Source organism: Achromobacter sp. MUI-25009338 (assembly GCF_057359325.1).
In genome coordinates this window covers 1,319,401-1,346,275 of sequence record NZ_CM170627.1, presented here as the reverse complement: position 1 = coordinate 1,346,275, position 26,875 = coordinate 1,319,401, and the positions used below count along the sequence as shown (strand labels likewise).

Below are 26,875 nucleotides of genomic sequence, written 5' to 3'. Positions count from 1 at the left end.
GGCACCTACGATTCCTTGCGTGCGCTGGACGATATGTAGCGGTGCGGCGATGACCGCCGTCCCCACGATCCGGAGCCAAGTTCAAAGGAGACAAACACGTGTGCCAAATCGACATGCAGAAGCTCGCCGACGACGCTCGCTTCAACCGCTTTCATGCCAAGGTGCTTCTATGGTGCCTGTTGATTCTCATCATTGACGGCTATGACATCGCCGTGGTGGGCATCGCCCTGCCGTCCATCATGCAGCAGATGGGCGTGAACGCATCGACTGCCGGTTTCATGGCCAGTTCGGCGCTGTTTGGCATGATGTTCGGTGCTATGGTTCTGGGCACGCTGTCCGACCGGATTGGTCGTCGCTGGGCCCTCTCCATTGGTGTCATGCTGTTCAGTGTGTTCACTGCGGCCGCCGGATTCACCAAGGACCCCATCAGCTTCAGCGTGGTGCGCTTCATTGCTGGCTTGGGGATTGGTGGCGTGCTCCCGGTCATCGTGGCACAGATGGTCGAGTATTCGCCCAAGAAGATCCGCAGCCTGATGACGGCACTGATGACTTCGGGCTACGCACTGGGCGGCATCCTGGCTGCGGTGCTGGGCAAGCAACTGATCGGCGAGTATGGCTGGCAGGCCGTGTTCATCGCGGCGGGGGTGCCCGTGCTGCTAGTTCCGTTCATCCTGAAGTTGGTGCCGGAGTCCATGACCTACCTGATCGCTCAGCGTCGCAATGGTGAGCTAGCCGAAGTGGCACGCCATCTCCAGCCGGGCGGCAAGCACCCGGCGGACGCCCAGTTCTTCGTGCCGGCAGCTGACCGCATGGCAGGTGCACCGGTTACCCGCCTTTTCCAGGACGGGCGGGGCCTGAGCACGGCGCTGTTCTGGGTCGCCTTCTTCTCGGGTCTGTTCATGGTCTATGCGCTCAGTAGCTGGCTGACCAAGCTGATGGCGATGGCTGGCTACAGCCTGGGGTCTGCCCTCAGCTTCGTGATCGCGCTGAATGTTGGCGCGATCATCGGTGCCGTGTGCGGCGGGTGGCTCGCCGACAAGTTCAACATCAAGTGGGTGCTGGTGGCGATGTATGCGCTGGGCGGCGTGCTGCTGTACCTGATGACGTTCCAGACCTTGACCGAGGTGCGCTATCTGATCATTGGCGCGGTCGGCGCCTGCACCACTGGTGCGCAACTGGTGGCCTATGCCTTCTGCGGGCAGTTCTACCCGATGTCCATCCGCTCGACCGGTATCGGCATGGCCTCCGGCGTAGGGCGCCTGGGTGCTATTGCGGCGCCTCTGCTGATCGGCCAGATCGTCGCACTGGAACTACCGCTGGAACAGAACTTCCTGGTGATCGGCGGTTTCGGAGTCCTCGGCGCAATCGCCCTGGCGTTTATCAAGTACGGCGGCCCGACGTCGGCGACTCCGCAAGAGGCCGTGCCAGAACTGCGCCCGTTGCAGCCGACACCGCAAAACGCTTGATCGCTACCATCAAAGGAGTCCGCCATGTCTGTCTATACCGCGCCCTTGCGCGACATGCTGTTCACGATGAAGGAAGTCGGAGGCCTGGAAGCGATCTGCGCCCAGCCCGGCCATGAAGAGACCACACCCGACCTGGTCGAGGCCATCCTGCAGGAGGCAGCCCACTATGCCGCCGGCGTGCTGGATTCACTCAACCGTACGGGCGATGTGCAGGGCGCGCGCTGGCACGATGGCGAGGTCACGCCCGCCGATGGCTTTCGCGAGGCCTGGTCCAGCTTCTGCGAGAACGGCTGGATTGGAATGCCGGCCTCCACAGAGTGGGGCGGTCAAGGACTGCCCACGCTGGTGTCCACCGCCGTGCTGGAGATGTGGAAATCGTCCAACCTGGCCTTCAGCCTGTGCCAGATGCTCACGCTCGGTGCCGTGGAGGCGATTGCCCACCACGGCAGCGAGGCGCTCAAGCAGCGCTTTCTGGAGCCCATGGTCGCCGGCCGCTGGACCGGCACCATGAATCTCACCGAGCCGCAGGCCGGATCCGATCTGGCCGCGCTGCGCAGCCGCGCCGTGCCCGAGGGGGATCACTACCGCATCAGCGGCAACAAGATCTTCATCACCTGGGGCGAGCACGACATGACCGAGAACATCGTGCACTTGGTGCTTGCCCGGCTGCCCGATGCGCCGCCGGGCGTGAAAGGCATCTCGCTGTTTCTGTGCCCGAAGTTCCTGGTCAATGACGACGGCTCCCTGGGCGAACGCAACGACCTGGCCTGCACCTCGATCGAGCACAAGCTGGGCATCCACGGCAGCCCCACGGCCTCTATGACTTTCGGCGACAACGGGGGCGCGATCGGTTATCTCGTCGGCGAGCCGCACCAGGGGCTGGCGTGCATGTTCACCATGATGAACCACGCACGGCTGAACGTCGGGCTGGAGGGCGTGGGCGTTTCCGAGCGTGCCTACCAGCATGCCCGGGCCTATGCGCTCGAGCGCGTGCAGGGCAAGCCGGCGCTGGCCGGCAGCAGCACCATCGCTGGCCACCCCGACGTGCGGCGCATGCTGATGGACATGAAGGCGCGCACCGAGGCCATGCGCGCGCTGGCCTATTTCTGTGCCGGCCAGATGGACCGCGTCGCCGGACACCCCGATGCGCAGGAGCGCGCGCAGGCACAGGCCCTGGTTGGCCTGCTGACGCCTGTGGTCAAAGGCTGGTGCACCGACAGCGCACAGGGCATCACCTCCGATGGCCTGCAGATTCATGGCGGCATGGGCTATATCGAGGAAACCGGGGCCGCGCAGTACTTCCGCGATGCCCGCATCACGACGATCTATGAAGGTACCACCGGCATCCAGGCCAACGACCTGATCGGCCGCAAGCTGGCACGCGAGGGGGGACGCACGCTGAAGGGCTTGTTGACACGTATCGACAGCGATGCGCGCCAGTTGATGGATGCGCGCGACCCGGAGCTCTCGTCCATCGGCGACGCGTTGATGAGAGCAGTTCGGGCTCTGGAGGACGGGGCTGACTGGCAGCTGGCCCACAGTGACGCGCAGCCGCAGGACTGCGCCGCGGGGGCGGTGCCTTTCCTGCGATTGGCGGGCACCGTGATCGGTGGCTGGCTGTCGGCGCGCATGGCCGAAGCCGCCACGGCGCAGTTGGCGGCGGATTCCAGCGATGCGGGCTTTCTGCGGGCCAAGCGCATCACGGCCAGCCACTATGCGACGCACATCCTGGTGGAGGCCTCCGCGCTGCGCGACATCGTGGTCCATGGCGCGGCCAGCACGTTGGCATTGTCGGACGACCAGCTCTGAGAGATATAGACGATGAACGACCTGAATGGCTACGACGTCGAGGATCTGCAGCCGGGCATGAACGCCTGCTTCTCGAAGACCATTACCGAAGCGGACATCGTGATGTTTGCTGGCGTCTCCGGCGATACCAATGCGGTACATCTCAACGAAGAGTTCGCGGCCACGACGCGATTTGGCGCACGCATCGCGCACGGCTTTCTGACGGCCAGCGTGATTTCTGCAGCGGTCGCAAACCGGCTGCCGGGGCCAGGTACGGTCTATCTGGGGCAGCAATTGCGCTTCAAGGTGCCTGTCAAACCGGGCGACACCGTTCATGCCGCGGTCACCGTACTGTCGGTGGAGGTGGCCAAGGCACGGGCAGTGCTGTCCACGGTCTGCCGAGTCAAGGACACCGTAGTCATCGAGGGCGAGGCAACGGTGATGATCACTTCGCGTGCGCAGCGCGCAGCAAGCGAGCTCCAGGCCATGCCCTCGGTGGCCTGAACCTCAATAGGAAATCCTCTCATGAAAATTCTCGTATCCGTAAAACGCGTGGTGGACTACAACGTCAAGGTGCGTGTGAAGTCCGACGGCAGCGGCGTGGACATCGCCAACGTCAAGATGAGCATGAACCCCTTCGACGAGATTGCTGTTGAGGAAGCCGTGCGCCTGAAAGAAAAAGGCGTGGTCACCGAAGTGATCGCCGTCTCCTGCGGCGTGGCCCAGTGCCAGGAAACGCTGCGCACTGCCATGGCCATCGGCGCCGACCGCGGCATCCTGGTCGAGACCAATGAAGAACTGCAGCCGCTGGCCGTGGCCAAGCTGCTCAAGGCTCTGATCGAAAAGGAACAGCCCGGCCTCGTGATCCTGGGCAAGCAGGCCATCGACGACGACTGCAACCAGACGGGTCAGATGCTGGCGGCGCTGGCCGACCTGCCGCAAGCCACCTTCGCCTCCAAGGTCGAGATCGCTGGCGACAAGGTGAACGTGACCCGCGAAGTGGACGGCGGCCTCGAAACCCTGGCGCTGAACATACCTGCGGTCATCACCACCGACCTGCGCCTGAACGAGCCGCGCTACGTCACGCTGCCCAACATCATGAAGGCCAAGAAGAAACAGCTGGACACCTTCAAGCCCGAGGAACTGGGCGTGGACGTGGCACCCCGCATCAAGACGCTGAAGGTCAGCGAGCCGCCCAAGCGCGGCGCCGGAGTCAAGGTGCCCGACGCGGCCACCCTCATTGACAAGCTCAAGAACGAAGCCAAGGTCATCTAAGGCTCATCACAACAACATCGAAAGGACACCAGCCATGACCGCACTCGTTATTGCAGATCACGACAACGCAAGCATCAAGAGCGCCACCCTCAACACCGTCACGGCCGCCAAGGCCTGCGTCGGTGACGTGCACGTGCTCGTCGCCGGCGAGAACGCCGCCGCCGCCGCTGCCGCCGCCGCCCAGATCGCTGGCGTCGCCAAGGTCATCCACGCCGACGGCGCGAGCCTGAAGCACGGCCTGGCCGAGAACATCGCCGCCCAGGTGCTGGCCATCGCGGGCAACTACAGCCACATCCTGTTCCCAGCCACCGCCGGCGGCAAGAACGTGGCCCCCCGCGTGGCCGCCAAGCTCGACGTGGCGCAGATCAGCGACATCACCAAGGTCGACGGCCCCGACACCTTCGAGCGCCCCATCTACGCCGGCAACGCCATCGCCACCGTGCAATCGGGCGACGCCACCAAGGTCATCACCGTGCGCGGCACTGGCTTCGACGCCGCGTCCGCCACCGGTGGCGCAGCAGCGGTCGAGACCGTCGCCGCCGTCGCCGACTCCGGCAAGAGCAGTTTCGTGGGTTCCGAGATCGTCAAGAGCGACCGTCCCGAGCTGACGGCCGCCAAGATCATCGTCTCGGGTGGCCGGGCGCTGGGCAGCGAAGAGAAGTTCAAGGAAGTCATCACCCCGCTGGCCGACAAGCTGGGCGCCGCCATCGGTGCCAGCCGCGCCGCGGTGGACGCGGGCTACGCCCCCAACGACCTGCAGGTCGGCCAGACCGGCAAGATCGTGGCGCCGCAGCTGTACATCGCCTGCGGCATCTCGGGCGCCATCCAGCACCTGGCGGGCATGAAGGACTCCAAGGTGATCGTGGCGATCAACAAGGACCCGGAGGCACCGATCTTCTCGGTGGCCGACTACGGGCTGGAGGCGGACCTGTTTGCCGCCGTGCCGGAGATGACAGCAATTATCTAAATAGGAGCATGACTATGGCCTTGCTGCGCCAGTATTTGTTCGAACTGCGAGCGGCCCTTGAGGCAGGCGCGGCAAGTTGCGATAGCCAAGAAGTGCCGAGTATATTGAATCCCTGTTTTACCGAAATTGCTGCTATCGATCCATCAACCATGGCGGAATCAAATGTGCTATTCAGACCATCTTCGATTGTCAACAAGGTACCACTAGTTCAATGAAGCGGGTCTTGTAGTAATCGCACTCAGTCGCTAACTCGCCGACAACGACTTACAGGCTCGATATATTGGTACATCGGCATTACGACCGGTATTCTCCGCCTTCAAAGTCCCAAGAATCCGGGGGGGGCTTGCGTGTCGCAGGAATGGAAAATTTTCCAATGGAGCTTAGACATTTACGCTACTTTCTCACGGTCGCCGAGGAGCTTCACTTTGCTCGGGCTGCAGAAAAACTGCATATGGATCAGTCACCTCTATCCCGTGCCATCAAAGATCTGGAAGACGAACTAGGAGCAAAGCTATTCACCCGTACCACACGCAACATTCGACTGACTCATGCCGGCAAAGTATTTCTGGAGCGGGTTCCACGTATCTTTGAGGCACTGGAACAAGCGCGCGATGGTGCGAAATCGGCCGCCAGTGGGTTTCATGGCCAGTTGCGCATTGCCCTGTCCGACGGTATCACGCCATCGCGGCTGCCTGCCTTGCTGGCCCGTAGCCGCGAGGAAGAGCCCGAAGTAGAAATCCGCCTGTTCGAGGTACCACTGGATCAGCAGATCAGAGGCTTGCAAGAAGACCTGTACGACGCGGGCTTGTCTATGGCGGACGAGGTAGGCGACGGCATCGTGACGACTCCCGCGTGGGATGACGAATTGATGGTGGCGCTGTCTTTGCGCCACCCCTTGCTGGAGCACCGGCGCATTCCGCTGGAGATGGTGTTGCAGCAACGGTTGGTGCTCGGCGACCCGGCCGCATGCCAGGGGCATACTCGCCAGATAGACCGCATCCTGCAGAAGCGGGACGAGGAGTTGCAGATCCTCCAGCGCGTTGCCACCTTCGACGTGATGATGGCCCTGGTATCCGCAGGACTGGCGGTTGGTCTGGCAGGTGCAGCGCATATCGCATCCAGTAAAGAGCCTGGAGTCAAGGCCCGTCAGTTGGCGGGAACGCCACCCATGCTGACAACTTATCTGCTGCGTCGAGATACTGAACCGTCACCGATGCTGACCCGGTTCATTCAACGTGTCGTCACCATGGATTCGGCTGGTGCCGATAACGTGACCGATTCGTGAATCCGAAATCCAAAGGACGCTCGCCATGAACAAAATCGTGATGTCCGTGATTGCCGTTGTGATGACGGCCTGTGGTCCTGCCAATCCTACAGAGACAGTGGATGAGCTGGTGGCGAACCCCGCACGCATCAAGGAAATCCAGCGCCAATGCAAGGAAGATCGCGCGAAGATCGGCGATGAACTTTGCATGCGCGCAGCCGCAGCCGCCGAACGGCGCTTCTTCGGCGACAGGCCGGAGCAGAAGAAAGCCCCGTAGCCCACGCAAGGCGCACCGGCGTCGCGCTTCTGCGACAGCTTGCGCACTGTTACCTCGATACGCCGCAGCGCCTTTGTGCCTGCGGCATTTTTATTGTCTTCGCCACAGCAAGAACTATGGCTTTTTAAGCCTTAATCCCGGCGATTTCAGTCTTTGACCGGTACTCCCTATGGCATTGATCCTGATAGGGGCGGCACGTTGTTGTGCCGTTCTCGGAGGCAGGATCATGCAAGGGACGAACGTGCTGTTCGGTCAGATTGCCGTCGTATTCGGCATCGTGATCGCCGGAGTGTGGAGCGCCACGCAATGGACGGCAGCGGCTCTGGGGTACCAGCTACGCCTGGGATCGCCGTGGTTCGATTTCCTCGGCACGCCGGTCTATCACCCGTGGCGCCTGTTCGAGTGGTGGTTCTTCTTCGATGCCTACGCGCCGCATGTCTTCGACGTGGGCGGGGTCATTGCAGCGGGCAGTGGCCTGTTCGCGGTGCTGGTCGCCATCGGCATGTCGATCTGGCGCTCGCGCCAGTCCAAGCTGGTCACGACCTATGGCTCTGCGCGCTGGGCCAACGCGGAGGACATTCACAAAGCGGGCCTTGACCAGTCCGCGGGCGTGTTCCTCGGCCTGCATCGCCAGCAGTACCTGCGCCATGAAGGCCCGGAACACGTCCTGACCTTCGCGCCCACCCGCTCGGGCAAGGGTGTGGGCCTAGTGGTGCCGACCCTGCTGTCGTGGCCCGCATCCGCCGTCATCCACGACATCAAGGGCGAGAACTGGAGCATTACCGCAGGTTGGCGTTCGCGCTTCTCGCACTGCCTGCTGTTCAACCCGACGGATAGCCAGTCGGCGGCCTACAACCCGCTGCTCGAAGTGCGGCGCGGCGGGCATGAGGTGCGCGACGTGCAGAACATCGCGGACATCCTGGTCGATCCAGAAGGCGCACTGGAGCGGCGCAACCACTGGGAGAAGACTTCGCATGCGCTGCTGGTTGGAGCCATCCTGCATGTGCTCTACGCGGGCGAAGACAAGACGCTGCGCGGCGTGGCGAACTTCCTTTCCGATCCTGCCTGCCCATTCGATCTGACCTTGCACCGCATGATGACCACGCCCCACCTCGTGAATGAGGAGGGTGGTGGCCCGCATCCGGTGGTGGCTTCAGCGGCGCGCGAAGTGCTCAACAAGAGCGACAACGAGCGCTCGGGCGTGCTGTCCACGGCCATGTCGTTCTTGGGCCTCTACCGCGACCCTACGGTGGCCGAAGTCACGTCGCGCTGCGACTGGCGCATCGCTGACCTGATCGCGGCCGAGCATCCGGTGTCGCTGTACTTGGTGGTGCCGCCTTCGGACATTTCGCGGACGAAGCCGCTGATCCGCCTGATCCTCAACCAGATCGGGCGACGCCTCACCGAATCGCTTGACGGCTCCGATGGCATCGAGCGCCGCCACAAGCTGCTGCTGATGCTCGATGAATTCCCCGCGCTCGGGCGGCTGGATTTCTTCGAGACGGCGCTGGCCTTCATGGCGGGCTACGGCATCCGCAGCTTCCTGATCGCGCAGAGCCTGAACCAGATCGATAAGGCCTACGGCCAGAACCATTCGATCCTGGACAACTGCCATGTGCGCGTGACCTTCGCCACCAACGATGAGCGCACCGCCAAGCGGATATCCGAGACACTGGGAACCGCCACCGAACTGCGCGCGCAGCGCAACTATGCCGGCCATCGGCTCGCGCCCTGGCTGGGGCACCTCATGGTGTCACGGCAGGAGACAGCCCGCCCGCTGCTGACGGCCGGCGAAGTCATGCAGCTACCGCCCGACGAGGCGGTGGTGATGGTCTCCAGCGTGGCGCCGATCAAGGCCAGGAAGCTGCGCTACTACGCGGACGCCAACTTCAAGCGACGGGTGCTGCCGCCGCCGGTGCTCGCCGCGGGGCGCTATGCCGACGTGCCGCCGGCCCGTGCGGATGACTGGAGTGGGCTGGCGATTCCCGCCGTGCCCGTCGCACCGGCCGCGGCATCGGCCGATGGCCTGGAGCACCTGGGTTCGACCGATGACGGCGGCCCGCGCCGTCAGCCCGAACTCTCCGAGACCGTCGCCTACGACCCCGACCTGGTTGCGCCCGCAGCCGACCTCGGGCTGCTCGATGACGACGACATGCCTTTGCCTCTTTCGGTCTCCCTCCCGCGCCAGCTCGACCCGGCCCTGCAGCGCACGGCCCGGCTGGCATCCCTCGACCCTGACGACGGAATCGCGCTATGAGTCAGCACCGCTTGAATCTCTTCATCCAGCCCGAGCACGCCAGGCGGCTCGACGAACGTAAGCGGTCTTTTGAGGGCGTCCCTTGCGGCCGCCGGCGGTATCCGCTAGGCGTCTGAGGACTTGAGCGTCCAGGGCAGCAGAGCCTCGTAGTCGTCGGCGGTCTGTGCGTGTGGCAACGCCTTGAACAAGGCAACGAGATACTGATACGGATCGACGTCGTTGGCCTTGCAGGTTTCCACCAGTGAGTAAAGACTTGCGCTGGCGTTGGCACCGGCCACGGTGTCGCAGAAGAGGAAGTTTCTCCGTCCGATCACGAATGGCCTAATCGCGTTCTCGCAGGGATTGTTCGAGATCGGCCAAGTTCCGTTCTCGATGTAGCGCACGAGCTTTGGCCACTGCCCATGCAGGTAGTGCAGCGCCTTGCCGAACAGGCTTTGCGGCAGTACGGTATGCAGGTGTTGCAGCAGCATCGTTTCGATCTCGGCCAGCAGCGGCTGGCTTTGTTCGGCGCGAACTTGCTGCCGTTGTTCCGGCCTCATCTCGAGCGTGTGGCGTTCGATGGCAAACAGCTTGCCGATGCGCTGCAGGAATCCGGTGACCGTGTGGTCGGCGCGCTTGTCCTTGGGCAAGGCTTGCTCCGCCTCGACCAGGTAGCGCCGCGCGTGCGCCCAGCATCCGAGGTGCACCAACTGATAGGTGTTTGCGACGTCGTCGTATGGTGCATAGCCGTCGGTCATCAACACCGACCCAGGCTTGATGCCGGCATAGAGAGCCGTAGCCTGCTTTGTCTCGCGTGTGGGGCTATAGGCAAACAACCGTACCGGCGGGCCCGTGCCATTCATCTGCGCCCATAGGAAGCTCTTTCTCTGGGCAGGCCTGCCGGACTCCTTGAGCACCTGTACCGTTGTCTCATCACCGTACACGACGTCTGCTTCCAGCAGATGGTCACGCAGCAGGTTGATGATTGGCTGCACCGCTTGGCCTACTCGCACTATGCTTGCGGCCAGGGTGCCGCGAGAGAGGTCCCCGCCGAAGCGATGCAGCAGCGCTGCCTGGCGGTACAGCGGCAGGCCATCCTGATACTTCGAGGTGATGCACCAGGCCAGCGCCGATTCGGTAAGGAGTCCCTTGGGAATAATGCGTGCCGGTGCCGGCGTCGTCTTGATGCCGCCGTCGCAGCATGGGCAGGCGTACTTGACCCGCTGGTGCTGGATCACGCGGACCTGTTGCGGCACGATGTCGAGCTGTTCGCTGACCTCAACGGCAATCTCGACCAGAGTCTGGCCATCGAGGGGGCAGACGCGTTCCGATTCGGGTAGTTCGTGACGAACCTCGACACGGGGCAGCGCCGGGTCGAGCGGCTTACGGCCACGCTTCTTGCGTGTGTGCCCGGCCACTTCGGTCTCGGGCGTACCTTCTTCTTCCTGCGCCGGCTGCGCGGCCGCTGCCGCCATGGCTTCGGCCTCATTGAGGAACAAGTCCTTCTGCTCCGAGCCTCGCGCCTCGCTCTTGGCGGCGAACAGCTTACGCTGGAACGCCTTGAGCTGTTCCAAGAGCAGGTCTCGCTGGACCGTCATCACACGCAGCTCGCCCTTGATTGCCTCGCGTTCCGCGAGTATTGCCTTGAGCTCGCGCTCGGCGTCTCGCAACAGTTGCAGCTCGGCGGCGGTAACGGTGACGGGCGTGGATGGCATGGCGGGTTAGACCGCTGCCGCCAAGCAGCGTTCACGCAGCGCGATGGTATTCTCGGTGCGGGTGCCGGCGCATCGCCTCGATGTCGATTCCCTCGAGCAGCCAGTGCAACTGTTCGACCGTCAGCGTGGCCACCGACGCCTCGCGTGGCCAAGCAAACCGGTCCGCCTCCAATCGCTTCAACAGTAGCCAGAAGCCGTTGCGATCCCAGCCGAGAATCTTGATGCGATCGGCCCGCTGGTTGCGGAACACAAATACAGCAGATGCAAACGGATCCAGCCCGAGCGCCTGCTCGACCAGCAGTGCCAGGCCGTTGATGTTCTTACGGAAGTCCACAGCGTCGCGATGCAGGTACACCCGCAGCCCAGCGTCGAGGCGGAACATCAATGGCCTCCATTCAGGGCTTCGATCATTGCCCTTACGAGCGCCACGTGTCGCTCGTCGCATTCGAGCTCGAGTGATACCCCGTTGGGTAGCTTCGCGCTCAAGAGTGCCAGCGGTAGCGCTCGCTGCGGTGGCGAATCGGCAGTCGCTGAGGCCGCTTCGCGGCGAGGCACCACGACCTTTGCAGGTGTCTCGATCGGCCGCGAATCCAGAACCTCCTGGACAACCGGCACGAATGCCGGCAATGCACCTCGCGCCTGCGCTGAATCTCGGTACTCCCGAATCCATTTGCGCAACTGATTAGCGTTGATGCCAGCCTTGAGAGCCGTGCCCGAAACCGATGCTCCCGATTGAAGGCAGAACTCAATCAGACGCCGCTTGGCCGCTGGCTCGTAGTCGCGCTTCCCATTGGAGCGGACTCGCACCGCCTGCAGCGGAAATAGGTCAATCTCGTCTTGGATCATGTTTGCGTCCGCAAAGTCTTTGCGGACGCAAGCCTGCCAACGTTCAGCCTTCAATACCAGACGTCGTCAATTGAGCGCTTACCGACGAACTGGCCGCCGCCAAGGGCGTGTCCAAGTCCAGCATCGTCGCGGCAGCGCTTGCATCGTGGCTGTCGCCCGACGCTGGCGACCAGCGCGAAGCCGCCATCGCCAAGCGACTGGATCGCCTGTCGCGCCACGCCGAGCGCCTGGAGCGCGACCAGAACATTGCCATCGAAACGCTGGCGCTGTTCATCCGCTACTTCCTGACCGTCAGCACACCTGTTCCCGAGGCCCATCAGGACGCCGCCCGCGCCCAGGGTAAGGCCCGCTTCGAGCAGTTTGTCGAACAGCTTGGCCGCCACCTGCTGCGTGGGCGCAGTCTGGTGCGCGACGTGGTGGACGAACTGAATCCCGATCCGATGCGGATGGCGGACACGGCCGAAGCACAGGAGCGAGCCTCATGAGCGCCGTTCCTTCCTCCTTCACGGCCACATCGCTGGATCGCCGCATCCAGATGCTGCGCACGGCAATGGGGCCGCTGATCGCTGCCGCGCTCGAAGACCCGGACGTGGTGGAAATCATGCTCAATCCCGACCGGACGCTCTGGGTGGATCGCCTGTCCACGGGCCGCGCGCCGATGGGCGTGGAGCTGTCCGAGGCCGATGGCGAACGCATCATCCGCCTCGTGGCTGCCCACGTCGGCGCCGAAGTGCATCGGGGTCAGCCACTGCTGACAGCCGAGCTGCCGGAAACCGGCGAACGCTTCGAGGGCATCCTGCCGCCCGCTGCACCGGGGCCAGCCTTCGCGCTGCGCAAGCGCGCCTTCGGCGTGATCCCGTTGTCGCGCTACATCGAGGACGGGATGATGACCGCCGCACAGGCGGGCCTGCTGGTGCGCGCTGTGCGCGAGCGCCAGAACATCCTGATCGCCGGTGGGACGAGTACCGGCAAGACCACCCTGGCCAATGCGTTGCTGGCCGAGATCGCCGCCACCGGCGACCGCGTGCTGGTGCTCGAAGACACGGTGGAGCTGCAATGCGCAGCCCGCGACCACGTACCGCTGCGCACACGCCAGGGCGTGGTGTCCATGACCGAGCTGGTGCGGTCTTCGATGCGCCTGCGCCCGGATCGTGTCGTCGTCGGCGAGGTGCGCGGCGCCGAGGCGCTGGATCTCATCAAGGTCTGGGGCACCGGCCATCCAGGCGGCGTCGCCACCATCCACGCCGGCTCCGCGCTGGGCGCATTGCTGCGCCTGGAGCAACTGATTCTCGAAGTGGCGGTGAACCCGCCCCGTGCGCTGATCGCGGAAGCGGTCAATGTGGTCATCCACATCGCCGGGCGCGGGCGCAAGCGCCGCATCGAGAGCATCGCCCGCGTCGTCGGCTTCGATGGCGTGGGCTACCAACTGGCGGATGCACTGGAGGCTCCATTCCCGGAGCTGCTGCCGCAGTCCGACCTTTCCTCCCCGTCCCCTGACCACTCTGGAGAACTGCCATGACGCAGATGATCGTTCCTGCTTTCCGTACTTCCGCAAATCCTCTTCGCCGGCCCGCGCGGCTGGATAACCTGGCTCGCCCGGCCATGCAAGGCTTGATGCTCGCGGCGCTGATGCTGCTGCTTGCGGGCACCGCCCAGGCCGCGGGTTCCTCGATGCCCTGGGAAGGGCCGCTGCAATCCATCCTCGAATCCATCCAGGGGCCGGTGGCCCGGATCATCGCGGTCATCATCATCATCGCCACGGGCCTGGCGCTGGCCTTCGGCGATACCTCGGGCGGGTTCCGCAAGCTGATCCAGATCGTCTTCGGTCTGTCGATCGCGTTTGCCGCGTCCTCGTTCTTCCTGTCGTTCTTCAGCTTCTCGGGCGGGGCCGTCGTATGAACGCGGCCCACGATGGCGTGCAGGGCTTCGCTCCCGGCTTTGAGGTGCCGCTGCATCGCTCGCTGACCGAGCCGATTTTGATGGGCGGCGCTCCGCGCACCGTGGCCATCACCAACGGCACCTTGGCCGCTGCCGTGGGCCTGGGCTTGCAGATGTGGATTCCCGGCGTGGTGCTCTGGATCGTCGGTCATGCGCTGGCGGTTTGGGGCGCGCGCGTCGATCCGCAGTTCATGCAGGTCTTCGCCCGCCACATCAAGCACCGGCCGCTGCTGGACGTGTGAGGGGAATGCCATGCTGAACCTTGCCGAATACCGCCAGCGGCCCGCATTGCTGGCCGACTGGCTGCCCTGGGCCGGGCTGGTTGCGCCGGGCGTCGTGCTGAACAAGGATGGCTCGTTCCAGCGCACGGCGCGCTTTCGTGGCCCCGACCTCGACAGTGCCACGCAGGGCGAGCTGATCTCTACGTCAGCACGATTGAACAACGCGTTGCGCAGGCTGGGTTCGGGCTGGGCCTTGTTCATCGAAGCCGAGCGCCGGCCCGCCGCCAACTACCCGCACTCGGAGTTTCCCGAGCCGCTGTCGTGGCTGGTAGACGAGGAACGCCGCGCCGCCTTCCAGGACTCGGGCAACCACTTCGAGAGCGGCTACCACCTGACGCTGATGTATCTGCCGCCCGAGGAGGCACGCGCCCGCGCGGCGGGCCTGCTCTACGAGAACCGTCCGACCGAAGGCGTGGACTGGCGCGAGCGCCTGACGGCCTTCGTCGCGGAAACGGATCGCATCTTTGACCTGCTCGATGGCGTGATGCCGGAGATCGCGTGGCTCGATGACAGCCAGACGCTGACCTACCTGCACTCGACCATCTCCACGCGGTGCTATCGCGTCGGTGTGCCGGAAGTGCCATTCCATCTCGATGCGCTGCTGGCCGATTCCGCGCTCATTGGCGGGCTGGCGCCCATGCTGGGCGATCAGCACCTGCGCGTGGCGACGGTGCGCGGCTTCCCGACCTCGACCTGGCCGGGGATTCTGGATGACCTCAACCGCCTCGGCTTTGCGTATCGCTGGTCAACCCGGTTCCTGTGCCTCGACAAAGCCGATGCGGAAAAGGAGCTTTCCCGCCTGCGCCGCCAATGGTTCGCCAAGCGCAAGAACGTCATCGCATTGCTGCGCGAAACCATCTTCCAGCAGGAAACCCCGCTGGTCGATACCGACGCGAGCAAAAAATCGGCGGATGCCGATGCGGCGTTGCAGGAGCTGGGCAGCGACCAAGTGGCCTTCGGCTATGTCACCACCACGGTGACGGTGCTCGATGCCGACCCGGCGAAGGCCGATGAGAAGCTGCGCATGGTGGAACGCGTCATCCAGGGGCGCGGCTTTGTGACGATCCCCGAAACGCTCAATGCCGTGGATGCCTGGCTATCGTCGATTCCGGGGCACGCCTACGCGAACGTGCGCCAGCCCATCATCTCGACGCTGAATCTGGCACATCTGATGCCGGTGTCCGCCGTATGGGCCGGGCCGGAGAAGAACGACCACCTCGACGGCCCGCCGCTGATCGTCACGCGCACCGAGGGGGCAACGCCGTTCCGGCTGGTGACGCACATTGGCGACGTGGGCCATACCTTGGTGGCCGGCCCCACGGGCATGGGCAAGTCGGTCTTGCTCGCCACCTTGGCGATGCAGTTCCGTCGTTATCGCGGCTCGCGCATCTTCGCCTTCGACATGGGGCGCTCGATGCGCGCCACCATCCTGGGCCTGGGCGGCGAGCACTACGACCTGGGCACGGATGGAGAAATTGCCTTCCAGCCGCTCGCCCGCATCGACCGCGAGGGCTATCGCACCTGGGCGGCCGAATGGCTCGAAGGCCGCTTGCGGCATGAGGGTGTCGCGGTCGGCCCCGACGAGAAGGTGGCCATCTGGTCGGCACTCGGCAGTCTCGCCGGTGCTCCGCTGGAGCAGCGCACGATGACCGGGCTTTCCGTCTTGCTGCAATCGAACGCACTGCGGCAAGCGCTGGCGCCCTATGTGCTAGGTGGCGCACACGGCAAGTTGCTGGATGCGGATTCGGATCGCCTGGGCGCTGGTTCCGTGCAGTGCTTCGAGATGGAGGAACTGATGCACAGCAAGGCCGCTGTCATGGCCGTGCTGCATTACCTCTTTGCGCGCTTCGATGAACGCTTTGACGGTGCGCCGACGCTGCTGATCCTCGACGAAGCGTGGCTGTTTCTCGATGACCCGGTGTTTGCGGCGCACATCCGCCAGTGGCTCAAGACGCTCAGGAAGAAGAACGTCAGCGTCATCTTTGCCACGCAGAGCCTGGCGGACATCAAGGATTCGAGCATCGCGCCGGCCATCATCGAGAGCTGCGCGAGCCGCATCTTCCTGCCCAACCCGCAGGCGACCGAGCCGCAGATTCGCACGATCTACGAAGGCTTCGGGCTCAACAGCCGCCAGATCGAGATCGTGGCGACTGCACAGCCCAAGCGGGACTACTACTACCAGTCGCGTCTCGGCAATCGCCTGTTCGACCTCGACCTGGGCGCCGCGACCTTGGCCTTCGCGGGTGCGTCCACGCCGCAAGACCAGCGCGACATCGACGCGGTGCTCGCTGCCGCCACCACCTCCACATCTTCCGCTTCCACCCCGTTCGCGGCCACCTGGCTGCGCCATCGCGGCCTGCATTGGGCCGCCGAACTGCTGTCCTCGTTTCCTTCCCACCCGCAGGAGAACTCACCATGAAAACCCGCATCCTTCCCGCCGCAATCGCCGCCGTCCTGACCGGCTCCCTGATGTTCGCCCAGCCCGCGGCGGCCCTCATCGTGTTCGATCCGTCCAACTTCGTGCAGAACATGCTGACGGCCATCCAGACGCTGCAGCAGCTCTACAACCAGATCAAGCAGTTGCAGAACGAGGCCAAGATGTTGGAGAACCAGGCGCGCAACCTGGCGAGCTTGCCATCCAGCGTGGTCGGTCAGTTGCGCGCCAACCTGGCGTTGACCCAGCGGCTGATCGACCAGGCCAAGGGCCTGGCCTACGACGTGACGAACATGGACAAGGAGTTCAAGCGCCTGTATCCCGAGCAGTACGCTGCCACCGTGAGCGGCGACCAGATGTACCGGGACACGCAGGAACGCTGGAAGAACACGCTCACCAGCCTGCAGACCGCGATGCAGATGCAGGCCCAGGCCTCGCAGAACCTCAAGGATGACGAGGCCGTGCTGGCTGACCTCGTGGGTAAGAGCCAATCGGCCGTGGGCGCGCTGCAAGCGATGCAGGCCATGAACCAGTTGCTGGCCCTGCAGGCCAAGCAGTCGATCCAGACGCAACGCTTGCAGCTCACGCAGGATCGCGCCGTATCGCTGGAGCAGGCGCGGCAGGCCGCGGCCACGGAGCGCGGGCGCGAAATCACGCGGCGCTTTCTGGGCTCTGGAACGCCATACACGCCGCACCCCGTCGATTTCTACAACCGCTGACGGGGCCGGGCCATGAACGACGTATCGGTCATCGACCGCTTTCTCGATGTTTTCTCGCGCTACATCGACTCGGGCTTTGGGCTGCTGCAGGGCGAGGTGGCGTTTCTGACAGCCACGCTGATCGTCATCGACATGACGCTCGCCGGACTGTTCTGGGCGATGGGCCATGCCAGCGGCCAGGGCGAGGACGTGATCGCCAAGCTGATCCGCAAGGTGCTCTATGTGGGCGCCTTCGCCTACATCATCGGCAACTTCAACATGCTCGCGGGCGTGGTGTTTCGCTCTTTCGCGGGGCTGGGCCTGACGGCCAGCGGTTCCAGCGTGAGCATGGGCAACTTCCTGCAGCCGGGGCGGCTGGCCAAGACCGGCATCGACGCGGCGGCCCCCATCCTGGAGCAGATCAAGCAGATGGCGGGCTTCCCGGAGGTGTTCGTCAACATCACCTCCATCGTGGTGCTGTTCCTCGCGTGGGGCATCGTCCTCCTGTGCTTCTTCGTGCTGGCGGTGCAGCTCTTCGTGACGCTGATCGAGTTCAAGCTGACCACGCTCGCGGGCTTCGTGTTGGTGCCGTTCGCCCTCTGGAACAAGACGGCGTTCCTGGCCGAGAAGGTGCTGGGCAATGTGGTGTCTTCGGGCATCAAGGTGCTGGTGCTCGCGGTCATCGTGGGGATCGGCACCGGGCTGTTTGCCGAGTTCAGGATTCCCGCAGGTGCCGAGCCCTCCATCGACCAGGCGCTGGTCATCATGCTGGCTTCGCTGTCCATGCTGGCCCTGGGCATCTTCGGGCCGGGCATTGCCACCGGGCTGGTGTCCGGCGGGCCACAGCTTGGAGCCGGTGCGATGGCCGGAGCAACGCTGGGGGCCGCAGGCGCTGCCATTGGCGTCGGGGCTGCGGCTGCTGGCGTCGGCAGCGCCGTGGCTGCAGGGGCGCGGATGGCACCTGGTGCAGCCCGCCTTGCGGCCGGCGGCGCGCGCGGCGCCAAGGCGGCTTTCGATGCTGGCTCTACGGCCGCAGGCAGTGGCATCCAAGGCGCTGCCGCTGGCGCGGGCAACGTGGCCAAGACCGCCGGGCAAAAGGTAGCCGACGGCGCACGCTCGATGAAGGAGCGCGTGGCAGCGGCCTTCCGGCCGGATGAGGCGCCGGCATCTGGCGCTGATGCCGCAGATGCGCCTCCATCCAACGAACAGCCTGCCTGGGCCAAGCGCCTGCACCGCAGGCAGCAGCTCACCCATGCCGCGACCACGGCCGCCCACACGCTGCGCGGCGGCGACGGCGGCAGCTCCAGCCAGGGGCCAAGCCTTCGTGATTCCGATTCATAAGGAGAACTCCCATGCGATTCAAACGACCGCAGGTGCGCTACGCCGATACGCCGCAGCCTGCCACCCCGTACCAATCCGCCGCCCAGGTCTGGGACGACCGCATCGGCTCGGCCCGCGTGCAGGCGAAGAACTGGCGGCTTATGGCCTTCGGCTGCCTCACGCTGGCGGTGCTGATGGCCGGCGGCCTGGTCTGGCGCTCGGCGCAGTCCATCGTCACGCCCTACGTGATCGAGGTGGACAACGCGGGCCAGGTGCGCGCTGTCGGCGAAGCCGCCACGCCGTACCAGCCCAGCGATGCGCAGATTGCTTACCACCTGGGCCGCTTCATCGGCCTGGTGCGCTCGCTGTCCATCGACCCCATCGTGGTGCGGCAGAACTGGCTCGATGCCTATGACTACACCACGGACAAGGGCGCCGTGGTGCTCAATGAGTACGCGCGGGTGGCTGATCCGTTCTCGCGCATCGGCAAGGAGTCGGTGACGGTGCAGGTGTCCAGCGTGACCCGCGCCAGCGACCAGTCCTTCAACGTGCGCTGGACCGAGACGCGCTTCGTCAACGGCGCGCTGGATCGCACCGAGCGCTGGAACGCGGTGATCTCCACGGTGCTGCAGACCCCGCGCACGGAGCAGCGCGTGCGCAAGAACCCGCTGGGTATCTACGTCAACGGGCTGGCGTGGAGCCGCGAGCTGGAAGGAAACGAAGGAGCAAAACCATGAATGGACATTTCCGTAAACCCGCCTTGCCTGTGATCCTACTGGCATCCACCGTTTTGTTCTCGGGCTGCGCCACGCAGGGGACTCCGCCGCCATCCATCTCGTTGGATGGGCCGGTGCAGGCCCAGCCGCTGCCCGAGGCGCCGAAGCCCGTGGAGGTCGTGACCGTGCCCGAGGTGCTGGCACTGCCTGGACAGATGAAGCCGCTGGCCGGTGATGCCAAGGCCACACTGGAATCGCCCGACGAGAAGGTGCGCGTGACCCGTGCGAACACGGAGGCCCGTGTTGCGCCCACACGCGAGGGCTATGTGAACGCCATCCAGGTCTGGCCGTTCACTGATGGCGCGCTGTACCAGGTCTATGCGGCCGTGGGTCGCGTGACCGTGATCGCGCTCCAGCCGGGCGAGGAACTGGTGACGGTGGCTGCCGGTGACACGGTGCGCTGGATCGTGGGCGACACATCGAGCGGCAGCGGCGATGCGCTGCGCGTCAATGTGATGGTCAAGCCCATCCGCTCGGGCCTCAAGACCAATTTGGTCATCACGACCAGTCGGCGCACCTACCTGCTAGAACTGACTTCGACCGAGAAGACATGGATGGCTTCGGTGTCCTGGGAATACCCCAAGGACAGGATGCTGGCCCTGCAGCGCCAGGCACAAGCGGCCAGCGCCGCCGCGCCGGTCGATGCCGGGCTGTCGCTGGAGAAGATCCGTTTCCGCTACGCGGTCAGCGGCAGCAATCCGCCGTGGAAGCCGTTGCGGGCCTTTGACGATGGCGAGAAGGTCTATATCCAGTTTCCGGCGGGCATCGCTCAAGGCGAGCTACCGCCAATGTTCGTGATCGGCGCGCAAGGCGACGGACAACTGGTGAACTACCGCTTCCGCTCGCCGTACTACATCGTGGATCGGCTGTTTGGTGCGGCCGAGCTGCGCCTGGGTGGCGATAAGGGCGCCGTGGTGCGAATTGAGCGCACCGATGGCGTGGCACGGAGGAATTGAGCATGAGCCAAGACAACACCCCCGACCATGCCACTTCTCAGGGGGGCAAGGCGGCGCCCGAAGCGATGGCGTTGCGCGCCCAGCCGCGCCCGGTCACGCGCCTGAACCGGCGCACGCTGGCCATGCTCACCGGCGGCCTGTCGGTCGCCGTGCTCGGGGCCACGATCTGGGCCCTGCAGCCGCACCGGCGCGGCGCAGGCTGGCAGAACGAGCTGTACAACGTGGATCGGGTCTCAAAGTCCGAAGGGCTGGATGGGTTGCCGTCCGATTACTCGAAACTGCCGAAGGCGCCCGAGCTGGGGCCGCCGCTGCCGGGCGACCTGGGGCCGGCCATCGTGGCGGCGCAGCAGCCCACCTACATGCCGCCGGGACATGATCCCAACGACGCCTTGCGCAAGGAGGCCGAAGCGGCGGCGGCTTCGGCGGTGTTCTTCCGCTCGGGAAAGCCGGGCCAAGCCGCTGGCGCTGTCGCGCAGGCGGCGCCCGGAGCACCCGGCATGGCCAACGCCTTGGCAGGGTTCGATCCGCTGGCGGCCGGTCCGGCCTCGACGGCGGCCCAGCCCAGTGATCCCACCACCGTGCAGAACCGGCAAGACCAGAAAGAGGCGTTCCTGAAAGGCGGCTCCAAGGAGACTCGCAATTCCGGCAATCTCCAAATGCCAGCCTCGCCGTACCAGGTGATGGCCGGGACGGTGATCGCAGCGGCGCTGGTCACAGGCATCAAGTCCGACCTGCCGGGCGATGTGATCGCCACGGTGACGGAGCCGGTCTATGACACGGCTACGGGCAGGTTCCTGCTGATTCCGCAGGGCTCGCGCATTTTGGGCAAATACAACAGCCAGGTGAGCTTCGGGCAGAGCCGGGTGCAGATGGTGTGGAACCGGATCATCTTGCCAGACACATCCTCGCTGACGCTCGACAACCTTGTCGGCACCGATCCTGCGGGCTACGCAGGGTTGGAGGATGAAGTGGATCAGCATTGGGGCCGCATCTTTGCCGGGGCGGCGCTGACCACGCTGCTGGGTATCGGCGCCGAGTTGGCCGCGCCGGAGAATCGGCAGAACGGCAACCGCATCGTCATTGCCGGGCGCGATGGTCTGCAGGACAGTGTGAACCAAGTGGGGCAGGAGATGACCCGGCGCAACATGAACATCCAGCCGACGCTGACAGCGCGGCCGGGGTTGCCGGTGCGGATCATCGTGGCAAGGGATTTACAGGTTCGACCTTACCAGCCGCTCTTTCTTCAGCGTGGAGGTGCCCGATGAACATGGCCAGAAAACTCCGGCTTGGGCCGCTGCCATCGACCAGCAGCACCAAGCTGACATTCGCTTGTCCAGCCAGCCTGAAAATGGATCTAGACCGGTACGCCGCTCTTCATGCGCAGACCTATGGCGAAGCGGTCGATGCGGCCACGCTGATCCCGCACATGCTCGAAGCCTTCATGGCGGGGGATCGGGGATTCAAGCGGGGTGGCAAGGCCAAGGCCGTCGCCACCCCGAAGTCAGGATGACGATGCTCCGACATAGATTTAATGAAGAACGCGCGGCTCCAGGCCGTGCGTTCTTCGTTTGGGAAGCCGGTAATATGGGAGTTCAGGTCGGTTGCCGACGCTGCACTCCGTGTCCGATGTAGCGCGATCCGGCTTTCTCTCCCAACGCTCTCATGTGGCACCTAGCCCACACCGCCGAGGTGCCATCGGGTGGCACGATACAGAGCTAACTTGCTGTCTCGTATAAGGTTTCAGGCCAAATGGGATGCCTTGAAAATACTTGACACCGAACATTTTTTATTGCGCGCCGCGTGACATTTCCGTCCCTGGAAATGAAATCCCCGGCTCAAGGCCGGGGTGAAATCAGGTCTTACATGATGGGTCGTAGGCGCCTTGCGCACCCATTGGAAGCCATCACCAACCTGTACTGGATCGTACGCGCGCCTGTCCGTCCGGGTCAAGCCTGATCCAGGACAGGCCGGAGCACACTGGAGACCGCCCGGCCATGCCTCACACCCTGCAATACCGTCCCGTACTGATCGACGCGCTGATCAGCAATGAACGCATCGCCAGCTACGCCCGCGTCTTCCGGCCTTCCAATGACGTGGAGCTGATCGGCGCCTACCTCTGGAATGTCCATGTATGCAGCGCCTTGTATCCGCTGGTCAGCTCAGTGGAGATCGCCCTGCGTAACGCCATCGACCAGGCACTGGTCGCGGACATGGGCGCCTTCTGGTGGTCGGCCTCGAAGCTGAAATATCGTAGCTACAAGGCGGACGCGCCGCCGCCTCGTGCAGTGCAGGCGGTGCATGAAAATTTTGTCAAAGCCACCCGCAAGACCATCAATGAAATGCGCGGCCGCCATCATGTGCGTGGGCGGATCACTCCCCGCCACGCCGACGTTCTGGCGAAGGCGGAATTCTCGACGTGGGGCTACCTGCTCGATGCGGAATTCATGGGGCGTGGGCTGATCTGGCCCAAGCATTTGTCAGAGGTGTTTCGTGGCCCTTGGCCAGTACGCCGCGCCGGCGCCACGCTGGCCCAGGCTCACGATCTGGTAGCCACGGTCCGCGAGTTCCGCAATCGGCTCTTCCACCACGAACCAGCCTGGAAACGATATGGAGTCCGTACCGAGGCGGACGCGCTTCTGCATCTGCATGAAAAGCTCGATGTGGTCGAAAAGCTGCTGGGCTTGATACACCCGGAGAATCTACGGCTGTTGCAAGTCTACGGACTGCTGCTGGCGGCGCGCCGCAGCTGCACGGTCGAAGAAATTCGACGGTTCCAGCACCTGGCGCAGGTACACCGCGTTGAATCCATGGATGTCCTGGCCGGACTGGTGGCGCGGTGCCATGCGCGAAACGAAACCCTGGCTGCGCGATTGCGCCACAGCCCCTCAGCGCCGTTTCTGATTTCCCTGCCTTGAAAGACCGCTTGCTCAATACATAAGTATCCGCTAATGTATCGACATGATCGAAAACGACATCTTCAAGGCCCTGGCCGATCCGACGCGGCGCGCGATATTCGAGAAGCTGGCCGCGGGCGGCATGAACGCCAGCGCGCTGCGCGCGGGCATGGACATCAGCCAGCCCGCCATGTCGCAGCATCTTGCCGTGCTGCGCAAGGCCCGGTTGGTGCGGGAAAGCCGGCAGGGCCGCTACGTCAACTACCAGGTCGACCCCGACGGCCTGGCGCTCATCGCCGGATGGCTGGCGAAGTACCGCGCCTACTGGCCGGCCCGCGTCGACGCCCTGAAGGCCCTGCTCAAGGACATGGACCAATGAATCCGACCGCTCCCGAAGACCCGTCCCAGGACATCGTGCTCGAGTACGAGCTGGACGCGCCGCCCGAGAAGGTCTGGCGCGCCATCAGCATCCCCGAATTCCGCGAGCAGTGGCTGCCCGGCCAGGCGCTGGCCAGCCCCGAGCCGGTCGATGCGACGCCCGCCGAGGAACTGCGCTTGCGCCTGCGCGAGAACGAGCCGCCCTTTCTCGAAAGCCTGGTGACCTTCCAGCTGCAGCCGACCGGCGACGGACGCACCGTGCTGCGGATCATCCATGCGCTGGAGGACGTCCGCGGACGCATCGCCGCGAACGACGCCGCGCCGTTCATGTGCGCGGCCTGAAAACGAAAACCCACGCAACACAGGAGACAGTCCATGCAGGGCGTCATGCAATACGTGCCGATGGTGGTCGAGCAGTCGGGCCGCGGCGAACGGGCCTTCGACATCTATTCCCGGATGCTGCGCGAGCGCATCATTTTCCTGAACGGCGAGGTCAACGACTCGGTGGCCGCGCTGGTCTGCGCCCAGCTGCTGTTCCTGGAATCCGAGAACCCCACCAAGCCGATCCACCTGTACATCAATTCCCCCGGCGGCGTCATCACCAGCGGCCTGGCCATGTACGACACCATGCAGTACATCACCGCCCCGGTGCATACGCTGTGCATGGGCACCGCCCGTTCCATGGGCTCGTTCCTGCTCATGGCCGGCCAGCCCGGCGAGCGCTGCGCGCTGGCCAATTCCAGCCTGCACGTGCACCAGCCGCTGGGCGGCTTCCAGGGCCAGGCCTCGGACGTGCTGATCCACGCCGAGGAAATGCAGCGCACCAAGGACCGCGTGATCCGCGTCTACGCGCAGCACTGCGGGCGCAGCTACGAAGAGGTCGAGCGCACCCTGGACCGCGACCGCTACATGAGCGCGGAGGAAGCGCTGGAGTGGGGACTGATAGACCGTATCCTGACGCGGCGCGAATTCGGCTGAGGCGCGATGCTGGGCTACCATAGCCCATCATGAAACTCGCCATCGATCACCTCGTCATCGCCGCCGCGGACCTCGACAGCGGCACGCGCTACGTCGCCGAGCGTCTCGGCATCGCGCCGGCCGGCGGCGGCGCCCATCCGCGCATGGGCACCCACAACCGGGTCCTGGGCATGGCCGAGGGCATCTACCTGGAAGTCATCGCCATCGACCCGCGGGCCGAGCCGCCGGCGCGGCCGCGCTGGTTCGGGCTGGACCAGGACGCCGTGCGCGCCCGGCTGGCCCAGGGCCCATACCTGGCCCACTGGGCCGCCCGGGTCGAGGCGCCGCTGGACCTGAGCCGCATGCAGGCCGAGCACCCCGACCGCCTCGCCCCCGCCATCGCCATGACGCGCGGCGCGCTGCGCTGGCGGCTGACGGTGCCGGACGACGGCAGCCTGCCGGCCTGGCGCGAGGCCGGCGTTGCCGCGGGCGACGGCCTGCTGCCCACGCTGATCCAATGGGACGTGCCGGACTACCCCGGCGTGAGCCTGCCGCGCCAGGACCTGGCGCTGCTGCGGCTGAGCGGCAGCCATCCGCAGGCCGGGCTGCTGCGCCAGGGCCTGGCCTGGATGGGCGCGGACCACCTCATCGAACTGGAACAGGCCGACGGCCCGCCCCGCCTCAGCGCGCAGATCGCAACGGCGCAAGGCCTGCGGACCCTGTCCTGAGCGCCTCTTGCGCATCCCTTTGACACCCTATCCGGAGGAGATCCATCCATGCCCGCCCCGCGCAAGCGATTCGACGAAGACCCCTACCTGGACCGGTGCGAGGCCACCGTGGTCGCGGTCGGTCCCGAAGGCATCGAACTCGACGAGACCGTCTGCTATGCGCGCAGCGGCGGACAGGCCGGCGACAGCGGCACGCTGACCCTGGCCGACGGCCGCGTGCTGATGCTAGCCGATACGCTGTACGCGGACGACCGCCAGCGCATCCTGCACGTGCCGCAAGGCGACGCGCTGCCCCAGGTGGGCGAGCGGGTGACGGTGGCCATAGACTGGCCGCGGCGCCACCGGCTCATGCGCCTGCATACCTGTCTGCACTTGCTGGGATCGCTGGTGCCGGCGCCGGTGACCGGCTGCAATATCTCGCCCGATTCGGCGCGCATCGATTTCGACCTGCCCGAGTCCACGCTGGACAAGGCCGACCTGACCGAGCGCCTGAACGCGCTGGTCGGCGCCGCCATCGGCGTCAGCGTCGACACCATCACGCCGGAACAGCTGGCGGCCGAGCCGGACCTGGTGCGCACCGTGGGCGCGGCGCCGCCGGCCGGCACCGCCAGCATCCGCATCGTCGAGATTCCCGGCGTGGACCGCCAGCCCTGCGGCGGCACGCACGTGGCCAATACGGCCGAAATCGGCGCCGTGGCCGTGACCAAGATCGAAAAGAAAAGCCGCAGCAACCGGCGCGTGGTGGTGAACTTCGCCTGAGCCGGGGCGCCCGGGCCTCAGGCTTGCGGGCCGGGGCTCTTGCGCCACCAGCGCCACGGCGCGCGCAGCGGCCATTGGTAGCGTCCGTCCAGCACACGCGGCGCCAGCATGTGGCCCACCAGCACCGCGATGCCGGCGGCGGTCATGACGTCGGACAGATAGTGGTCCAGGTTGACCAGCCGGCTGACGGCCACCAGCGCGGCCAGCAGCAGGAAGACCCAGCGCCAGCGCGGCGCCAGGATGCCCAGCACCACGGCCACGGCGAACGCCGCGTAGGTGTGGCTGGACGGGAAGGAGTTGAACAGCTGCGAGCGCGAGAACGATTCGCCCAGCCCGTAGACGCCTTGCTCGAAATAGAGCTCGGGGCGCGCGCGCGCCACCGAACGCTTGAGCACCAGCACCACCAGCCCGCCCACCGCCATGGTGGAGAGCATCAGCAGGCTGCCGCGGGCCATGCTGGCATAGCTCATGCGCATGGGATTGCGCCAGCCGCGCGCCAGGCCGACCAGGCCGATCACGTAGAACGCCAGCGCCACGCCGATGTAGCGGCCGCTTTCGCCCAGTTCGCCCACCCATTCGAACGATTCGTTCACGTTCTCGGTCACCGACTGCTTGATCCACACGGCCAGGGGCAGGTCTATCCACAGGGCGCTGGCGCCGGCGGCCAGCGCCAGCGCGCAGCCCAGCAGCACCCAGGTCAGCGGCGAAAACGGATTACGCCAGCTGCCTGCCGCGGGCGCGCCGGCGGCGCTTTCGGCCCCGGCGACGGATACCGGAGGAATCGGGGGATTGGGGGTCATCGGCACCGCTATCGGGGGGAATGAGATTGGTTACAACCGCCTGAATGGCGGCGGGCACGCTATCGTAACGGCCCTTGCGCCGCATTCCAAGAAACAAATTTCACGCAAGGGTTAAAATTCCG

General features: G+C 65.1%; 30 protein-coding genes. 26 read left to right on the top strand and 4 right to left on the bottom strand.

Going from position 1 to position 26,875, the window contains the following annotated elements:
- The first annotated feature begins 98 nt into the window (after positions 1–98).
- The 9 genes from AC1IQ6_RS06350 (at position 99) to AC1IQ6_RS06310 (ending at position 9,294) form a co-directional block, all read left to right on the top strand.
- Positions 99–1,466 carry an MFS transporter gene (locus AC1IQ6_RS06350; RefSeq protein ID WP_017234568.1) on the top strand — a complete coding sequence of 456 codons (1,368 nt, stop codon included), beginning with the start codon at positions 99–101 and terminating at the stop codon, positions 1,464–1,466.
- Between the two features lie 24 nt (positions 1,467–1,490).
- The gene (locus AC1IQ6_RS06345) at positions 1,491–3,275 is read left to right on the top strand and encodes an acyl-CoA dehydrogenase (protein ID WP_034201270.1); all 1,785 of its coding nucleotides are present in this window, start codon (positions 1,491–1,493) and stop codon (positions 3,273–3,275) included.
- 12 nt (positions 3,276–3,287) lie between these two features.
- Positions 3,288–3,758, top strand: coding sequence for a MaoC family dehydratase (locus AC1IQ6_RS06340; RefSeq protein ID WP_008642609.1), 471 nt, complete (start codon positions 3,288–3,290; stop codon positions 3,756–3,758).
- Between the two features lie 21 nt (positions 3,759–3,779).
- Positions 3,780–4,529, top strand: coding sequence for an electron transfer flavoprotein subunit beta/FixA family protein (locus AC1IQ6_RS06335; RefSeq protein ID WP_008642611.1), 750 nt, complete (start codon positions 3,780–3,782; stop codon positions 4,527–4,529).
- 34 nt (positions 4,530–4,563) lie between these two features.
- Positions 4,564–5,496 carry an electron transfer flavoprotein subunit alpha/FixB family protein gene (locus AC1IQ6_RS06330; protein ID WP_008642612.1) on the top strand — a complete coding sequence of 311 codons (933 nt, stop codon included), beginning with the start codon at positions 4,564–4,566 and terminating at the stop codon, positions 5,494–5,496.
- Positions 5,497–5,510: 14 nt separating this feature from the next.
- On the top strand, positions 5,511–5,711 hold the full coding sequence (locus AC1IQ6_RS06325; protein ID WP_124988613.1) for a hypothetical protein: 201 nt from the start codon (positions 5,511–5,513) through the stop codon (positions 5,709–5,711).
- Positions 5,712–5,869: 158 nt separating this feature from the next.
- Positions 5,870–6,781, top strand: coding sequence for a LysR family transcriptional regulator (locus AC1IQ6_RS06320; RefSeq protein WP_008642614.1), 912 nt, complete (start codon positions 5,870–5,872; stop codon positions 6,779–6,781).
- Positions 6,782–6,806: 25 nt separating this feature from the next.
- On the top strand, positions 6,807–7,037 hold the full coding sequence (locus AC1IQ6_RS06315; protein WP_008642615.1) for an EexN family lipoprotein: 231 nt from the start codon (positions 6,807–6,809) through the stop codon (positions 7,035–7,037).
- A 226-nt stretch (positions 7,038–7,263) separates the two neighbouring features.
- Positions 7,264–9,294, top strand: a complete 2,031-nt coding sequence (locus tag AC1IQ6_RS06310) for a conjugal transfer protein TraG (protein WP_008642616.1) — start codon at positions 7,264–7,266, stop codon at positions 9,292–9,294.
- Between the two features lie 104 nt (positions 9,295–9,398).
- On the opposite strand, the gene tnpC is transcribed toward AC1IQ6_RS06310, so the two are convergent.
- Genes tnpC through tnpA form a run of 3 tightly spaced genes read right to left on the bottom strand, consistent with a single transcriptional unit; the run spans position 9,399 to position 11,834 of the window.
- Positions 9,399–10,988 (bottom strand): IS66 family transposase, encoded by a 1,590-nt coding sequence (gene tnpC, locus AC1IQ6_RS06305; RefSeq protein ID WP_034021473.1) that lies wholly within the window; start codon positions 10,986–10,988, stop codon positions 9,399–9,401.
- A gap of 31 nt (positions 10,989–11,019) precedes the next feature.
- On the bottom strand, positions 11,020–11,370 hold the full coding sequence (gene tnpB, locus AC1IQ6_RS06300; protein WP_017514072.1) for an IS66 family insertion sequence element accessory protein TnpB: 351 nt from the start codon (positions 11,368–11,370) through the stop codon (positions 11,020–11,022).
- Positions 11,370–11,834, bottom strand: a complete 465-nt coding sequence (gene tnpA / locus AC1IQ6_RS06295; protein WP_017514071.1) for an IS66-like element accessory protein TnpA — start codon at positions 11,832–11,834, stop codon at positions 11,370–11,372. Before tnpA ends, tnpB begins: the two co-directional genes overlap by 1 nt.
- A gap of 89 nt (positions 11,835–11,923) precedes the next feature.
- Between tnpA and AC1IQ6_RS06290 the strand changes: the two genes are divergently transcribed.
- The 17 genes from AC1IQ6_RS06290 (at position 11,924) to AC1IQ6_RS06210 (ending at position 25,953) form a co-directional block, all read left to right on the top strand.
- Positions 11,924–12,319, top strand: coding sequence for a hypothetical protein (locus tag AC1IQ6_RS06290; protein WP_052106087.1), 396 nt, complete (start codon positions 11,924–11,926; stop codon positions 12,317–12,319).
- Entirely contained in the window at positions 12,316–13,353 is a 1,038-nt protein-coding gene (gene trbB, locus AC1IQ6_RS06285) for a P-type conjugative transfer ATPase TrbB (protein WP_008642618.1), read from the top strand. The genes AC1IQ6_RS06290 and trbB overlap by 4 nt, the downstream gene beginning before the upstream one ends.
- On the top strand, positions 13,350–13,733 hold the full coding sequence (locus AC1IQ6_RS06280) for a TrbC/VirB2 family type IV secretion system protein (RefSeq protein ID WP_008642619.1): 384 nt from the start codon (positions 13,350–13,352) through the stop codon (positions 13,731–13,733). Before trbB ends, AC1IQ6_RS06280 begins: the two co-directional genes overlap by 4 nt.
- Entirely contained in the window at positions 13,730–14,014 is a 285-nt protein-coding gene (locus AC1IQ6_RS06275) for a VirB3 family type IV secretion system protein (protein WP_008642620.1), read from the top strand. The genes AC1IQ6_RS06280 and AC1IQ6_RS06275 overlap by 4 nt, the downstream gene beginning before the upstream one ends.
- A 10-nt stretch (positions 14,015–14,024) precedes the next feature.
- Complete coding sequence (trbE, locus tag AC1IQ6_RS06270) at positions 14,025–16,472, top strand: conjugal transfer protein TrbE (RefSeq protein WP_008642621.1); 2,448 nt, start codon at positions 14,025–14,027, stop codon at positions 16,470–16,472.
- A complete protein-coding gene (trbJ, locus tag AC1IQ6_RS06265) occupies positions 16,469–17,206 on the top strand; it encodes a P-type conjugative transfer protein TrbJ (protein ID WP_008642622.1) in 738 nt (245 codons plus the stop codon). The genes trbE and trbJ overlap by 4 nt, the downstream gene beginning before the upstream one ends.
- A gap of 12 nt (positions 17,207–17,218) precedes the next feature.
- Positions 17,219–18,526, top strand: a complete 1,308-nt coding sequence (gene trbL, locus AC1IQ6_RS06260; RefSeq protein ID WP_034201269.1) for a P-type conjugative transfer protein TrbL — start codon at positions 17,219–17,221, stop codon at positions 18,524–18,526.
- 11 nt (positions 18,527–18,537) lie between these two features.
- Positions 18,538–19,242, top strand: a complete 705-nt coding sequence (gene trbF, locus AC1IQ6_RS06255) for a conjugal transfer protein TrbF (RefSeq protein WP_008640769.1) — start codon at positions 18,538–18,540, stop codon at positions 19,240–19,242.
- Positions 19,239–20,237: a P-type conjugative transfer protein TrbG gene (gene trbG / locus AC1IQ6_RS06250; RefSeq protein WP_008640770.1), complete on the top strand. Its 999-nt coding sequence runs from the start codon at positions 19,239–19,241 to the stop codon at positions 20,235–20,237. Before trbF ends, trbG begins: the two co-directional genes overlap by 4 nt.
- Positions 20,238–20,239: 2 nt before the next feature.
- Positions 20,240–21,502, top strand: a complete 1,263-nt coding sequence (locus AC1IQ6_RS06245) for a TraB/TrbI/VirB10 family type IV secretion system protein (RefSeq protein ID WP_034201268.1) — start codon at positions 20,240–20,242, stop codon at positions 21,500–21,502.
- Entirely contained in the window at positions 21,499–21,747 is a 249-nt protein-coding gene (locus tag AC1IQ6_RS06240; protein WP_008642645.1) for a DUF2274 domain-containing protein, read from the top strand. Before AC1IQ6_RS06245 ends, AC1IQ6_RS06240 begins: the two co-directional genes overlap by 4 nt.
- 484 nt (positions 21,748–22,231) lie before the next feature.
- A complete protein-coding gene (locus AC1IQ6_RS06235; RefSeq protein WP_485866022.1) occupies positions 22,232–23,152 on the top strand; it encodes a CAAX protease in 921 nt (306 codons plus the stop codon).
- A gap of 43 nt (positions 23,153–23,195) precedes the next feature.
- Positions 23,196–23,510 carry an ArsR/SmtB family transcription factor gene (locus tag AC1IQ6_RS06230; RefSeq protein ID WP_102773706.1) on the top strand — a complete coding sequence of 105 codons (315 nt, stop codon included), beginning with the start codon at positions 23,196–23,198 and terminating at the stop codon, positions 23,508–23,510.
- Complete coding sequence (locus tag AC1IQ6_RS06225) at positions 23,507–23,851, top strand: SRPBCC family protein (RefSeq protein ID WP_102773707.1); 345 nt, start codon at positions 23,507–23,509, stop codon at positions 23,849–23,851. The genes AC1IQ6_RS06230 and AC1IQ6_RS06225 overlap by 4 nt, the downstream gene beginning before the upstream one ends.
- Positions 23,852–23,884: 33 nt before the next feature.
- Positions 23,885–24,487 carry an ATP-dependent Clp protease proteolytic subunit gene (locus AC1IQ6_RS06220; RefSeq protein WP_485866021.1) on the top strand — a complete coding sequence of 201 codons (603 nt, stop codon included), beginning with the start codon at positions 23,885–23,887 and terminating at the stop codon, positions 24,485–24,487.
- Between the two features lie 29 nt (positions 24,488–24,516).
- Positions 24,517–25,194, top strand: a complete 678-nt coding sequence (locus AC1IQ6_RS06215; protein WP_102773709.1) for a VOC family protein — start codon at positions 24,517–24,519, stop codon at positions 25,192–25,194.
- Positions 25,195–25,242: 48 nt separating this feature from the next.
- Positions 25,243–25,953 carry an alanyl-tRNA editing protein gene (locus AC1IQ6_RS06210; RefSeq protein WP_111825670.1) on the top strand — a complete coding sequence of 237 codons (711 nt, stop codon included), beginning with the start codon at positions 25,243–25,245 and terminating at the stop codon, positions 25,951–25,953.
- 17 nt (positions 25,954–25,970) lie between these two features.
- Here AC1IQ6_RS06210 and AC1IQ6_RS06205 read toward each other — a convergent pair whose 3' ends face one another.
- Positions 25,971–26,753, bottom strand: coding sequence for a phosphatase PAP2 family protein (locus tag AC1IQ6_RS06205; RefSeq protein ID WP_111825671.1), 783 nt, complete (start codon positions 26,751–26,753; stop codon positions 25,971–25,973).
- Positions 26,754–26,875: the final 122 nt, after the last annotated feature.

Coding starts and splice junctions, on each gene's coding strand:
- tnpA (WP_017514071.1), bottom strand. CDS start 11,834: ATGATCCAAGACGAGATTGACCTATTTCCGCTGCAGGCGGTGCGAGTC.
- trbJ (WP_008642622.1), top strand. CDS start 16,469: ATGAAAACCCGCATCCTTCCCGCCGCAATCGCCGCCGTCCTGACCGGC.
- AC1IQ6_RS06205 (WP_111825671.1), bottom strand. CDS start 26,753: ATGACCCCCAATCCCCCGATTCCTCCGGTATCCGTCGCCGGGGCCGAA.
- trbE (WP_008642621.1), top strand. CDS start 14,025: ATGCTGAACCTTGCCGAATACCGCCAGCGGCCCGCATTGCTGGCCGAC.
- AC1IQ6_RS06330 (WP_008642612.1), top strand. CDS start 4,564: ATGACCGCACTCGTTATTGCAGATCACGACAACGCAAGCATCAAGAGC.
- trbL (WP_034201269.1), top strand. CDS start 17,219: ATGAACGACGTATCGGTCATCGACCGCTTTCTCGATGTTTTCTCGCGC.
- trbF (WP_008640769.1), top strand. CDS start 18,538: ATGCGATTCAAACGACCGCAGGTGCGCTACGCCGATACGCCGCAGCCT.
- AC1IQ6_RS06245 (WP_034201268.1), top strand. CDS start 20,240: ATGAGCCAAGACAACACCCCCGACCATGCCACTTCTCAGGGGGGCAAG.
- tnpB (WP_017514072.1), bottom strand. CDS start 11,370: ATGTTCCGCCTCGACGCTGGGCTGCGGGTGTACCTGCATCGCGACGCT.
- AC1IQ6_RS06230 (WP_102773706.1), top strand. CDS start 23,196: ATGATCGAAAACGACATCTTCAAGGCCCTGGCCGATCCGACGCGGCGC.
- AC1IQ6_RS06320 (WP_008642614.1), top strand. CDS start 5,870: ATGGAGCTTAGACATTTACGCTACTTTCTCACGGTCGCCGAGGAGCTT.
- AC1IQ6_RS06310 (WP_008642616.1), top strand. CDS start 7,264: ATGCAAGGGACGAACGTGCTGTTCGGTCAGATTGCCGTCGTATTCGGC.
- AC1IQ6_RS06280 (WP_008642619.1), top strand. CDS start 13,350: ATGACGCAGATGATCGTTCCTGCTTTCCGTACTTCCGCAAATCCTCTT.
- AC1IQ6_RS06335 (WP_008642611.1), top strand. CDS start 3,780: ATGAAAATTCTCGTATCCGTAAAACGCGTGGTGGACTACAACGTCAAG.
- AC1IQ6_RS06315 (WP_008642615.1), top strand. CDS start 6,807: ATGAACAAAATCGTGATGTCCGTGATTGCCGTTGTGATGACGGCCTGT.
- AC1IQ6_RS06345 (WP_034201270.1), top strand. CDS start 1,491: ATGTCTGTCTATACCGCGCCCTTGCGCGACATGCTGTTCACGATGAAG.
- AC1IQ6_RS06215 (WP_102773709.1), top strand. CDS start 24,517: ATGAAACTCGCCATCGATCACCTCGTCATCGCCGCCGCGGACCTCGAC.
- AC1IQ6_RS06235 (WP_485866022.1), top strand. CDS start 22,232: ATGCCTCACACCCTGCAATACCGTCCCGTACTGATCGACGCGCTGATC.
- AC1IQ6_RS06225 (WP_102773707.1), top strand. CDS start 23,507: ATGAATCCGACCGCTCCCGAAGACCCGTCCCAGGACATCGTGCTCGAG.
- AC1IQ6_RS06210 (WP_111825670.1), top strand. CDS start 25,243: ATGCCCGCCCCGCGCAAGCGATTCGACGAAGACCCCTACCTGGACCGG.
- tnpC (WP_034021473.1), bottom strand. CDS start 10,988: ATGCCATCCACGCCCGTCACCGTTACCGCCGCCGAGCTGCAACTGTTG.
- AC1IQ6_RS06220 (WP_485866021.1), top strand. CDS start 23,885: ATGCAGGGCGTCATGCAATACGTGCCGATGGTGGTCGAGCAGTCGGGC.
- AC1IQ6_RS06275 (WP_008642620.1), top strand. CDS start 13,730: ATGAACGCGGCCCACGATGGCGTGCAGGGCTTCGCTCCCGGCTTTGAG.
- trbB (WP_008642618.1), top strand. CDS start 12,316: ATGAGCGCCGTTCCTTCCTCCTTCACGGCCACATCGCTGGATCGCCGC.
- AC1IQ6_RS06240 (WP_008642645.1), top strand. CDS start 21,499: ATGAACATGGCCAGAAAACTCCGGCTTGGGCCGCTGCCATCGACCAGC.
- trbG (WP_008640770.1), top strand. CDS start 19,239: ATGAATGGACATTTCCGTAAACCCGCCTTGCCTGTGATCCTACTGGCA.
- AC1IQ6_RS06325 (WP_124988613.1), top strand. CDS start 5,511: ATGGCCTTGCTGCGCCAGTATTTGTTCGAACTGCGAGCGGCCCTTGAG.
- AC1IQ6_RS06340 (WP_008642609.1), top strand. CDS start 3,288: ATGAACGACCTGAATGGCTACGACGTCGAGGATCTGCAGCCGGGCATG.